This window comes from Effusibacillus consociatus (genome assembly GCF_042652925.1).
GTDB lineage: Bacteria > Bacillota > Bacilli > Tumebacillales > Effusibacillaceae > Effusibacillus > Effusibacillus consociatus.
The window spans coordinates 13344-25034 of record NZ_JBHSHC010000011.1 but is presented as its reverse complement, the minus strand read 5'-3'; the positions used below and the strand labels follow the sequence as shown (position 1 = coordinate 25034).

Annotated in this window: 13 protein-coding genes; 12 read left to right on the top strand and 1 reads right to left on the bottom strand. The window is 48.3% G+C overall.

Annotated features, from left to right (window positions below; genetic code table 11):
• The first annotated feature begins 10 nt into the window (after positions 1-10).
• The 5 genes from ACFO8Q_RS01420 (at position 11) to spoVM (ending at position 4571) form a co-directional block, all read left to right on the top strand.
• The gene (locus tag ACFO8Q_RS01420; RefSeq protein WP_380023738.1) at positions 11-781 is read left to right on the top strand and encodes a Stp1/IreP family PP2C-type Ser/Thr phosphatase; all 771 of its coding nucleotides are present in this window, start codon (positions 11-13) and stop codon (positions 779-781) included.
• Positions 778-2730, top strand: coding sequence for a Stk1 family PASTA domain-containing Ser/Thr kinase (gene pknB / locus ACFO8Q_RS01415; protein ID WP_380023737.1), 1953 nt, complete (start codon positions 778-780; stop codon positions 2728-2730). Before ACFO8Q_RS01420 ends, pknB begins: the two co-directional genes overlap by 4 nt.
• A 15-nt stretch (positions 2731-2745) precedes the next feature.
• A complete protein-coding gene (gene rsgA, locus ACFO8Q_RS01410; RefSeq protein ID WP_380023736.1) occupies positions 2746-3627 on the top strand; it encodes a ribosome small subunit-dependent GTPase A in 882 nt (293 codons plus the stop codon).
• Between the two features lie 2 nt (positions 3628-3629).
• Complete coding sequence (gene rpe, locus ACFO8Q_RS01405) at positions 3630-4277, top strand: ribulose-phosphate 3-epimerase (protein WP_380023735.1); 648 nt, start codon at positions 3630-3632, stop codon at positions 4275-4277.
• A 210-nt stretch (positions 4278-4487) separates the two neighbouring features.
• Positions 4488-4571 (top strand): stage V sporulation protein SpoVM, encoded by an 84-nt coding sequence (spoVM, locus tag ACFO8Q_RS01400; RefSeq protein WP_380023766.1) that lies wholly within the window; start codon positions 4488-4490, stop codon positions 4569-4571.
• A gap of 37 nt (positions 4572-4608) precedes the next feature.
• On the opposite strand, the gene rpmB is transcribed toward spoVM, so the two are convergent.
• The gene (rpmB, locus tag ACFO8Q_RS01395) at positions 4609-4800 is read right to left on the bottom strand and encodes a 50S ribosomal protein L28 (RefSeq protein WP_380023733.1); all 192 of its coding nucleotides are present in this window, start codon (positions 4798-4800) and stop codon (positions 4609-4611) included.
• Between the two features lie 286 nt (positions 4801-5086).
• Here rpmB and ACFO8Q_RS01390 point away from each other — a divergent pair, with 286 nt between their 5' ends.
• From ACFO8Q_RS01390 to coaD, 7 genes are all read left to right on the top strand, one after another.
• On the top strand, positions 5087-5452 hold the full coding sequence (locus ACFO8Q_RS01390) for an Asp23/Gls24 family envelope stress response protein (RefSeq protein ID WP_380023731.1): 366 nt from the start codon (positions 5087-5089) through the stop codon (positions 5450-5452).
• A gap of 10 nt (positions 5453-5462) precedes the next feature.
• Positions 5463-7133 carry a DAK2 domain-containing protein gene (locus ACFO8Q_RS01385; RefSeq protein WP_380023730.1) on the top strand — a complete coding sequence of 557 codons (1671 nt, stop codon included), beginning with the start codon at positions 5463-5465 and terminating at the stop codon, positions 7131-7133.
• Positions 7134-7145: 12 nt separating this feature from the next.
• Positions 7146-9200 (top strand): ATP-dependent DNA helicase RecG, encoded by a 2055-nt coding sequence (recG, locus tag ACFO8Q_RS01380; protein WP_380023729.1) that lies wholly within the window; start codon positions 7146-7148, stop codon positions 9198-9200.
• A 261-nt stretch (positions 9201-9461) separates the two neighbouring features.
• On the top strand, positions 9462-10013 hold the full coding sequence (locus ACFO8Q_RS01375; RefSeq protein WP_380023726.1) for a hypothetical protein: 552 nt from the start codon (positions 9462-9464) through the stop codon (positions 10011-10013).
• Between the two features lie 433 nt (positions 10014-10446).
• Positions 10447-10605 (top strand): hypothetical protein, encoded by a 159-nt coding sequence (locus ACFO8Q_RS01370; RefSeq protein ID WP_380023725.1) that lies wholly within the window; start codon positions 10447-10449, stop codon positions 10603-10605.
• A 32-nt stretch (positions 10606-10637) separates the two neighbouring features.
• The gene (rsmD, locus tag ACFO8Q_RS01365; protein WP_380023724.1) at positions 10638-11201 is read left to right on the top strand and encodes a 16S rRNA (guanine(966)-N(2))-methyltransferase RsmD; all 564 of its coding nucleotides are present in this window, start codon (positions 10638-10640) and stop codon (positions 11199-11201) included.
• The gene (gene coaD / locus ACFO8Q_RS01360) at positions 11198-11689 is read left to right on the top strand and encodes a pantetheine-phosphate adenylyltransferase (protein WP_380023722.1); all 492 of its coding nucleotides are present in this window, start codon (positions 11198-11200) and stop codon (positions 11687-11689) included. The genes rsmD and coaD overlap by 4 nt, the downstream gene beginning before the upstream one ends.
• Positions 11690-11691 lie beyond the last annotated feature (2 nt).

The window sequence follows — 11691 nt, the reverse complement described above, 5'->3', positions numbered from 1 at the left end:
GGTGAGTTAAATGGAATACGCAGCGAAAAGCCATATCGGGTTGGTTCGGCAAATCAATGAGGATGAGTTTGCCGTTCATGTGGACCTGAATTCCTATCAGGTCGTCTTGGTTGCAGACGGGATGGGGGGACACATGGCGGGTGAAATCGCCTCTTCGATCGCTGTCGAGGTGGCCGGTCTCAGCTTGCGGGAGAAACTCCAGGGGAAGACGGAGGAAGAGGTAGAGTCTGACCTGAGTGATTTTATCGTGGAGTCCATTTTACTTGCAAATGAGGCGATTTATCAACGCGGGCAAAGTTCGAGCGGCTGCTCCGGAATGGGGACAACAATCGTTGCAACCATTGTCAGTCCGCGTTCCATTACCATGGGCTATATCGGTGACAGCCGGGGGTATTTGCTGACGCCAAACGGGATCAAGCAGTTGACGGATGACCACTCCTTGGTGAATGAATTGTTCAAAAACGGACAGTTGACTGAGGAAGAACTGAGCACTCATCCACAGAAAAATATTTTAACGCGCGCATTGGGAACCGATCAGCGGGTAGAGGTGGATCTGATCAGCGCCCAGTGGGCAGAAGGAGATATTCTTCTTCTTTGTACGGACGGGCTCACCAACCTGGTGACCGACCGGGAAATCGAACAGGTTATGAAAGAGGAAGGCAGCTTGGACGATAAAATTAACCGACTGATCGAACGTGCCCTGGAGGAGGGCGGTAATGATAATATTACCGTTGTAGCGCTGCGTAATACAGTCGGAGAGAAACGGGGTGAGACGCAGTGATCGGTAAAAAATTGGCGAATCGATATGAGATTCTGGAGCGTATTGGCGGCGGCGGGATGGCCATCGTATATCGCGCTTTGGATACCGTATTGAACAGATACGTATCGGTAAAAGTACTGCGTGCCCAATTCGTTACAGACGAAGAGTTTGTTCGCCGTTTTCGGCGGGAAGCCCAATCTGCCGCGAGCCTCTCGCATCCCAATGTGGTAAATATTTATGATGTTGGCGTTGAGGATGAAACGTACTTTATCGTCATGGAATACATCAATGGCAAAACGTTAAAAGAGATCATTCAAGAACGGTCGCCGCTGCCCATTGCAGAGGCGGTGGATATCGCAAAACAAATCTGTTCGGCCCTGCATCATGCACATGAACATCAAATTGTGCACAGGGATATAAAGCCTCACAACATCATGGTCGGGAAGGACGATCATGTGAAAGTGACCGATTTCGGGATTGCCCGGGCAGTTACATCGAACACGATCACACATAATGGATCTGTGATTGGATCGGTTCATTATTTTTCGCCGGAACAAGCACGGGGAGCCATAACAGATGTAAAATCGGACATCTACTCATTAGGTGTTGTGCTGTATGAAATGTTAACCGGAGAACTGCCGTTTTCCGGCGAGACGCCTATCTCGGTCGCGTTGAAGCATTTGCAGGAACATTTTGTGGAGCCCAGACAATTAAATCCCAAGATCCCGCAAAGCGTTGAAAACATTATTTTGAAGGCCCTGGCCAAAAATCCTGAAGTGCGGTACCAGACAGCAAAAGAGATGTTCCGCGATCTTGATAAAGCACTGCAGAATCCGAACGTTGAGAAGTTTACCGCGCCGGATGTTACGGCTTTAACACAACCGACTTTGCAGATCCCGGCAGCCGCGTTAAGGGAGCATTCCCCTGAGAAGCTGACGGCAGCCGCAGAAGCCAATGAAATACAAGAACCAAAAAAGCGAAACATCTGGAAAACCATTGGTATTATTGTGGCCTTATTGCTTTTGGGAACGGCTGGGGTGGCAACCGGCTATACCATCATGAACAACGTGTTGGCCGGTGAGGAAGTGGAAATGCCCAAGGTTGTCGGGATGCCGTACGAGGAAGCCGTTAAAAGGTTAAAAGAGGCCGGATTCAAGGAAAAGAATATTAAAAAAGAGGAAGCGAAAGATCCGGGCGGGCCCAACAACCGGCCGCCTTTTGCTGCGGGATTGGTGTTTGAGCAGGATCCTGAGTCGATGAAGAGGGTGAAAACCGGTCGGACGGTTACGTTAAAGGTAAGTCTCGGTGCTGAACAAGTCTTAATGCCAAATCTCCAAAACAAGACGGAGCAGGAGGCAAAAGATGAGCTGGCCAATCTGCATTTGGATCTCAGCACGATCAAATTTGTAACCAAACCCCATAATGAAGTCGAAAAGGGAAGAGTGTTTTATCAGGTTCCAGGCCCTCAAGTACCGATCACACCCGGCCAATCGCAAATTGAAGTTCATATCTCCACCGGACCGGAAACCGCAAAAGTGCCGGATGTTCGAAATCTTTCTTATTTGGACGCAACAAGCAAACTTCGTCAAGCCGGTTTCGATGTTGGAAATGTTATCCAGGAATTCAGTTACACCGTTGCAAACGGTCAGGTTACAAAACAAGAACCGTTTCAGCCCAATCAGGATGCTCCGAAAGGATCGAAGATCGATCTTTGGATCTCCAAAGGCATGCCCCCGGATACGAAAGATTTGTCCTTTAAAGTGGTTGCCAATCCTGAGGCAGGGAAAACAATTACGTATAAGATAGTTAAGACGGATGCGCTTGGTACCAAAACAGTCGCTGAGGAGAAATTATCCTCACCCAAGGAGTTTTCTGTTAAACTGTATGTCACCCCGAACATCGACGGCGTAATCGAAGTGTACGAAAACGGAGTGCTGAAGGAAAAGAAAATCGTACCATATCCTTCTTAAGACTGGAGGAATCGCATGCCGGAAGGAATGATCGTCAAGGCATTGGCCGGTTTTTACTATGTATTGGCGGAAGATCGTCTTTATCAGTGCAGGGCTCGCGGAATCTTTAAAAAAAGGGGAATTGCCCCTCTGGTTGGCGATCGGGTGATCTTTACCCCCGTGGGCGGACAAGAAGGTGTGGTGGAAGAAGTTCTTGCCCGCTCGGTGGAATTGGTTCGTCCGCCGATTGCCAATGTCGATCAGGCTGTGTTGGTCTTTTCCGTCAGGGAACCTGTCTTCAACCGGCGTTTATTGGACCGGATGCTGGTCTTGATTGAAAAGGCCGGCATTGAGGCGGCCCTGGTCCTTACAAAAATCGATTTGTTGGACACGCTCGAGAAAATTGACAACGAAATTCGCCCCTATAGGGAAATCGGTTATCCGGTGTACAGGGTTTCCTCCAAACAAGGGACGGGACTTGAAGAAGTGCGTTCTTTGATCAACGGCAAGATTTCCGTTTTGGCCGGGCAGTCCGGTGTAGGGAAATCATCTCTTTTAAACGCATTATATCCGTCACTCGACCTGAAAATGGGGGAAGTGTCCCAGAAGCTGGGACGGGGACGCCATACGACCCGCCACGTGGAATTGATCGCGGTAGACTCGAATTCCTTTATTGCCGACACTCCGGGCTTCAGCCAGCTTGATTTTGGGCATATGGAGCCCGAGGAATTGGACAGCTATTTTCGGGAGATATCACAATTAAGCAAGGATTGCTATTATAGGGAATGTCAGCATGAGACGGAACATGACTGCGCGGTTCTGAAAGCGCGGCAGGAAGGCGTGTTGGATGAACTGCGTTATCAACATTACTTGGAATTCCTGCATGAAGTGCGGGATTCAAAAGAAGGAAGGTACTAACCATGATAAAAATTGCCCCTTCCATTTTGTCAGCCGATTTCTCCAAATTGGGGGATGAGATCCGGGTGATAGAACACGGGGGAGCCGATTATGTCCATGTAGACGTTATGGACGGACATTTTGTTCCGAATATTACAATTGGCCCTTTGATTGTCGATGCGATCAAACCGCATACGAAATTACCGCTTGATGTTCATTTGATGATTGAACAACCGGATCGCTACATACCCGATTTTGTCAAAGCCGGTGCGGATCTTATATCAATTCATGCAGAAGTCTCGCCGCATCTCCACCGGACAATCCAACTGATCAAATCATTAGGGGTGAAAGCGTCTGTTGCAGTGAATCCGCACACTCCGCTGCAAATGATCGAACATGTTTTGGCAGAATTGGACATGGTGCTGCTGATGACCGTAAATCCCGGTTTCGGAGGTCAGCGGTTCATCGGCTCTGTGGTCCCCAAAATTCGTTCTCTGCGTCAAACATTGGACACTCAGGGCCTTCAACATATCGACATAGAAGTGGACGGCGGAATCAATCCGGAAACCTCTGTGCTGGTTAGGGAAGCAGGAGCAAACGTACTGGTCGCCGGATCCGCTGTGTACGGGGCTGCTGATCCCGCTGACGCAATTCGGAAAATTCGCGGATAAAAAATCCCATCATATTTGTCAGTCCAGGGTCATAATCTTCCTAAAAGAGGATTCATGGCCCTTTCTGTTTGTTAAGCACATTTTGAGTGATCGGGAATATATATAGTAGCGACGATGGAAACCGCCCATGAGAGGCGGGCAGATCCTTCAACCCGCCTCAGGCGGCAGGTGCGTGCGGGACGGACTGATATTAATTGAGGAGGGGTCACTTTGCGTTTTTATACCATCAAGTTACCTAAGTTTCTTGGCGGACTTGTGAAAGCAATGCTCAACGTTTTTCAGAAAAAAGAATAGGAGGGAAAGTAATCATGAAAGCAAAACGCGCGATTTCTTAGATCGCGCGTTTCACTTTGCCCGCTTTCAGGCAACGAGTGCATACATTGATTCGTTTTGTTGTACCATTTACATCTGCGCGAACACGTTGAATATTCGGCAACCAACGGCGTTTGGTAAGAATATGGGAATGGGAGACCTGATTTCCAGTCTTCGGATCTTTTCCACAAACTTCGCAACGTTTAGCCATGAACCGCACCTCCTTGCATAAGACTGACCTGCTTATCTTACCATAGAGAACAGAAGCGTTGCAAGATGGCTTTTCCTTTGTCGGAAAATGTAGTAGAATGATGGTACTCTTGGACAAGATTGGTACCCACGAAAGTGACGCAAATCTTTGAAGCTTATTCCGAATACTTTTGCGGGGACCCGAATTATAAAATTTTTTGCGGGACAATTTCACTTGCCCAACCATGGCGCTTGAGTACAGGTGGGACTGGTGCCCATTTTTTGGGTACACTATGGAGGTGTTCAACATGCCGAAGATCTTGCAAAACGAATTAGGCAAAATTGCAGTTGCGGAAGAAGTAATTGCCACAATCGCCGGTTTTGCAGCGTTGGACTGCTATGGCTTGGTGGGAATGGCTTCCCAGAAGAAAGTGAAAGACAGTATCAGTGAACTGTTGGGGCGTGAAAATCCCGGACGGGGTGTGGAAGTTCGCATTCAGGACGATCATGTGGTTGTCGACCTGCACATCATCGTAAGCTATGGCACCAAGATTTCGGTTGTTGCCCACAACGTAATGGATAAAGTGAAGTATACACTGGAAAACACCCTCGGGATCGATGTTGATCAAATCAATGTGATTGTGCAGGGTGTCCGGGTGAGTGGCGATAAGTAAGGAGGATATTATGAACCACAAGCATTTGGACGGTGCACTGTTTGTACAGATGGTGCTATCCGGACACCAAAGTCTTGAGAGCAATAAACAGAAGGTCAATGCTTTAAATGTATTCCCTGTTCCCGACGGGGATACCGGAACCAATATGAGTTTGTCATTATCCTCGGGAGTTAATGAAATGCGCAGAGTGATCAACCAGCCTTTAAATAAGGTCGCGGAATCATTGGCAACAGGTTTGCTTATGGGCGCTCGCGGAAACTCCGGGGTGATCTTGTCGCAATTGTTTCGCGGATTTGCGAAAGCGGTATCAAAATTTGAACAAATCGATGTGAAGCAGTTTGCGGAAGCTTTCCAATCGGGTGTTACAACCGCATATAATGCAGTTGTGAAGCCTGTGGAAGGTACGATTCTGACAGTTGCGAAAGATGCTGCCAAAGCGGCTGCCCAAGCTGCCCGTTCTGCGACTGCAACCGTCCAATCGGTTATGGAGGCTGTGTTGACAGAAGCGGAACGCTCCTTAAAAAGAACACCTGATCTGCTGCCCGTGTTGAAGCAAGCCAACGTAGTCGACTCCGGCGGACAAGGTCTGGTTTACATTTATCAGGGGTTCTTTTCCGCACTGGCTGGCAAACAGACAGTGGACATGCCTTTCGCTTATGAAGAAAGTGTCACGGGACCGATTCCCCACGGAATGCCTGCGCCAGCGGCCGTTTTTACGGAACAGGAAGAGGAATTTGGCTACTGCACCGAATTTATCATTCGGTTAGACCAAGCGCCTGAATCGGAACAGGAAATGGAAAGCCGGGTTCGGAACGCTCTCATGGAGTATGGGGATTCCATGCTTGTGGTGGCTGCAAATGACCTGGTAAAGGTACATATTCATGCTCTCCGTCCGGGGCAAGTTCTCGAAGAAGCTATGAACTTCGGGGCTTTGACACGGATCAAAATCGATAATATGACAGAGCAGCATCATAACCTTGGCAATGAGTACGAGGAAGCCACTGAGGATACGCCTTTGGTCCGCCAGCCTTACGGATTGGTGGCAGTGGCTGCAGGTCAAGGACTTTCGGATATTTTCAGGAGCATAGGTGTCGGTCACGTTGTAGAGGGCGGGCAAACCATGAATCCGAGCACGGAGGATATCATAAAAGCAGTTGAAAGCTTACATGCTGACCATGTATTTGTTCTGCCGAACAATTCAAATATCATTATGGCCGCCGAACAAGCGAAAGCTGTGTTGGGCGATCGGATCAGTGTAATTCCGACCAAAACGATCCCGCAAGGGATTGCTGCGGTTCTTGCCTTTGAGGCGGACAGCAGTCCGGAGGAAAACGTTAAAGAGATGACGGCAAACGCGGGTCGAATCAAAACCGGTCAAGTCACACAGGCTGTCCGGGATTCGCATTTCCAGGACTTCGACATTAAAGAAGGCAATTATATGGGGCTGGCAGAAGGAAAAGTTGTAGCTGTCGGCCGGGATCTGGAAGAAACAGCTCAATCGCTGCTTGCGAAGATGGTCGACGAGGATTCTGAAATCATAGCGGTTTTTTACGGGAACCAGATTTCTCAGGAGCAAGCAGAAGCCTTTGTCAACCGGTTGGCGGAACAGTTTAACCAGTGTGAGTTCGAACTGCATTATGGCGGTCAACCGCTGTATGAGTATATATTTTCTGTGGAATAGGTGCTGGGAACGATGATTTCGTTGCAATCTCCTGTCAGCCACATCGCCGGGGTAGGTCCTTCTCGCGAGAAGGACCTGGCCCGGCTTGGCATATATACGGTAGCCGATCTGATCTGCTATTATCCGTTTCGCTATGATGATCGAACCGTACAGGCCGGACAATCTCTGCAGCATGATGCTAGGGTGACGGTTCACGTGACGGTGCAAGCACCTCCCGGGGTGCGTCATAAGGGTAGACGTTCCATTATGACAGTCCAGGTCAAAACATCGGATGGAATGCCGATGGTGGCCGTCTGGTTCAATCAACTGTTCCTTCGGGACAAGTTGCGACCGGGAGAGCAAATTACTTTAACCGGTAAATACGATGCGAGAAGGCGAAGTTTAGCGGTTTCTCACTATGAATTCGGCGAAGGTTCGAGTTCCGTTCACAGCAACCGGCTAGTCCCGATTTACGAAGTACGTGGCGATCTTACCCCGAAAGTACTGCGTTCCATCCTCGTGAAAGCATTAAAACAGTTTGAAACACAGATTTCCGAAACTCTCCCGCATCATCTGCTTGTCAAATATAAACTGATCCCAAAGCGGGAAGCGCTCTTTCAGATTCATTTGCCGAAAGACGGAGAATCATTGCGGCAAGCACGCAGACGGTTGGTATTTGAAGAGTTTTTTCTCTTTCAATTGAAACTGCAGGCGTTCCGTTTCCTGCACAAAACAGATCAGCCTGGTGTGTCGCACTCCTTTACCAAGGAGCAGTGGGCCGATTTTCTCAGGGTACTGCCGTTCGAGTTAACAGAGGGTCAAAAGAAGGCGATTCGTGAAATTTTAACGGACATGCGCTCCCCTCATCCCATGAACCGATTGCTGCAGGGGGACGTAGGGTCCGGAAAAACGATTATTGCGTTCTGTGCGATGTATGCGGCTTATCTGTCAGGGTATCAGTCAGCCATGATGGTTCCGACCGAAATTTTGGCGGAACAACATCATGAATCGGCGGCTGCCCTTTTGCGGCCACTTGGGCTTCGCATAGGTTTGTTGACTGGAAGCATCAAGGAAAAAGAACGTAATGAACTGCTGGATTGTCTGGCAAAAGGGCAGTTGGATATTGTGATTGGCACCCATGCTCTGCTCGAGGAAGGTGTCGAATTTGCCAGCTTGAGTTTGGTTGTAACGGACGAACAGCACCGGTTTGGGGTGGAGCAAAGGTCGATTTTTCGGCAAAAAGGGCATCATCCGGATGTGCTGTTTATGTCAGCCACCCCGATCCCCCGCACTCTGGCAATGTCATTGTTCGGAGATTTGGATGTTTCCGTGTTGGAGCAGATGCCGGCGGGCCGAAAGCCGATTCAGACGCATTGGATTACTTCGGACAAGGAGGAACGGGCAATCCGGTTCCTGCGAGCAGAGTTGGCGAAAGGTCGCCAGGCCTACATTGTGGCGCCTTTAATCGAAGAATCGGAAAAAATGGAAGGGGTCGAGAACGCGGTCGATCTGTATAACCGGCTGCTTGACCCGTTAGCTGGCTTTAAGGTAGGGCTGATGCACGGCCGATTGTCTGCTCGGGACAAAGAAGAGGTCATGGGCCGTTTCAAGTCGAATGAGATCCAGGTTTTGATCTCTACCACCGTCATTGAGGTTGGAGTAAACGTGCCAAATGCAACGGTGATGGTGATTTATAATGCAGATCGCTTCGGGCTTGCCCAACTTCATCAGTTGCGTGGACGGGTTGGACGTGGCGAGCACGCTTCAAGCTGCATTCTGATTGCGGATCCTGTTACGGAAACCGGGAAGGAACGAATGCAAGCCATGGTTTCCACACAGAACGGTTTTGTGTTGGCTGAGAAAGATTTGGAGCTGCGTGGACCAGGTGAATTTTTTGGAATTCGCCAAAGCGGGATGCCCGAATTTCGTTTAGGTGATTTGGTGGCAGACGCGAATGTGATGAGGGTAGCCCGGGAAGAAGCCCAGTATTGTATGAGTTTGCAGGATTTTTGGATCCTGCCGGAATACAGGGATCTTGTTCAATACCTGAAAGATGAGAAGGTGTTGAAGGCGCCGATTCAGGACTGATTATTCGGATCTCCGTTTGCCCCTGTCTTTTTTGTTATGAGGCATGGCCATCACGATAAAGAAATTGAATAATATCACAACTATAAAGATTAAGGATGCGACGATTGACATGGTAACGACGTTCCATTCCAACTGAACCACCTCATTCGTAGAATGGCATTCAGGTGGAATTCCTATTCAGGAATCATTTGTCTCCTCCGAGCATAGGCTTGTACTAATTGCAAATCAGATGTTCTATCGGGGTACTATGGAGGGGGAGAGATGAAGAAGCGTCGTTCCGTTTACATGCTGACAAGCCTTCTTGTATTGAGCGCGTTGATTATCACAGTCGTCTTGCCAAACGGTTTCCGGCAATCGGAATCTGCCCAAACCAAGCAGGCAAATACGGAGAACAATACATTTGTTCTAAACGAAAAAGAAGAACAGATCCTAAAGCAAGTAGGTCTTGTTCCGTACATCAACGATGTGCTGTTTGACGAAACGGCAGATGGGAAAATGATTGTATCGGCAACTGCGGAAATAGGTACCGCACCTGAATCAGACAAGAAGCAGTTGGCCCGGGAGGTTGCCCATAAGTTTACGGTTGCCGTTTATAAAACGGGCGTAACGGTTGCTGAGGCAAGCATTCACATCACATCAGACAACCACCTTGTGTTGGGAACATCTTTGGGCAGTGACCATCAGAAGAAAATGACGCAAAGCGCGATGTCCGGTTCCGGACAAAGCACATCCGAGTTTTTTCAATTCTTGAAAGAACATGAGACACAAACGGAAGATCCGGTGAAGAATACCTGGTTTTATGAAATCCCATAGGATTTATGGTAAAATAAAGAAAGAAGATCGAGAAAACGCCCTTTCTCGATCTTACTCAAGTCTCTATCGTGCCGAACGGTGGGGACTTTTTTGTTTCTTTTTTCGTGCTTTTTTCCATATTCCCTGAACGTGTTGCCTGAAGGCGAGGATGGCGTTGAAAGTCGAAAACAGCAGACCAATGACTTTGACGACCGCTTCCCATCGATCCAGGCACGGCATTCCTGTTCACCTCCTTTCAGCCGAGATTGGAGGGGACAAGCACCCTAGGCTAAGCATACCATATTATTGTAAGTTTGGTAATATGTAAAAATTATTTTAAATAGAGATTAAAAATATTTATATTCACAACAAAACAAAAACCCGCGTCCGGGTATACGCGGGTTTTTGTCTCTGTTTCCAGAGACTGGGAGAGGAGAAACCGGAGGAAGAGCTTATGGGGAAACCTAAGTCTTCTCCGCGGTTGCCTGCAACAGCTGTCGCCGTTGCTACGATTATCTTGTACAGGATGATGGGAAATTATACTACTGTTAGAAAAAAATTTTTTGAGCTCGATGTTGCACTGTTCGAAGACTTGCGTCAGTTGAATGGGTGATTTATAGTAAGCACAAGGAGTTGAAGTGCCTGATGCGAGTCATTTCAGGAGAATTGAAAGGCAGAAGGTTGACTCCGGTTCCGGGACACTCCACACGCCCTACGACAGATAAGGTGAAAGAGTCGATCTTTAATATTATCGGACCGTATTTTGATGGGGGAACGGTATTGGACTTGTTTGCAGGAACCGGTTCACTCGGGATTGAAGCGCTTTCGCGCGGAATGGATCGGGCGGTTTTTATTGATCAAGATCCGAAAGCCTTGCAGATCATACGAAAAAATGTAGAGTCCTGCGGAGTGGAGAATCGCGTCCGGATTTTTCGGAATGACGCCCGGCGAGCGATTTCTTTGTTGGCGAAAAATCAAGAAACTTTCGACCTTGTGTTTATGGATCCTCCGTATCATTTGGACTTAATCCCCAAAATGATATCCGCTTTGAGTCAACAAAATTTGTTGGAGGACACCGCCATCATTGTTGGTGAACACAGTTCGGCACGAGAGCTCCCCGACCGGATTGAAGCCTTTTTTCGGTGGAAGTTTGTTACATACGGCGACATTGCTGTAAGTTTTTATAAGAAAGGGTCGTTTCCTTCATGAAGATTGCTGTTTATCCGGGCAGTTTTGACCCCGTAACATTCGGGCATATTGATATCGCGGTGCGAGCTGCCAAAATTTTTGACAAAGTGATTATCGCAGTGATGGTCAACCCCCACAAGAACCCTCTGTTCACCGTCGAGCAGCGAGTGGAATTAATTCGGGAAGCGGTAAAAGATACACCCAATATCGAAGTGGACAGCTTTCTCGGGCTACTGGTTCACTATGTCCAGCGTAAAGGGGCCAAAGTGATCGTGAAAGGGCTGCGTGCTGTATCCGATTTTGAGTCCGAACTGTCGATGGCCTCGATTAACTGGAAGATGTACCCGGATGCGGAGACGTTTTTTATTCCGACCAATTCGAAATATTCGTACATCAGCTCCAGTCTGGTCAAAGAAATTGCCCGCCATGGCGGGATCATTGAAGATTTTGTGCCGCCGCACGTTGAAGAGGCGGTTCATGCTGCATATAAATTACAGCAGAACAAATAAGC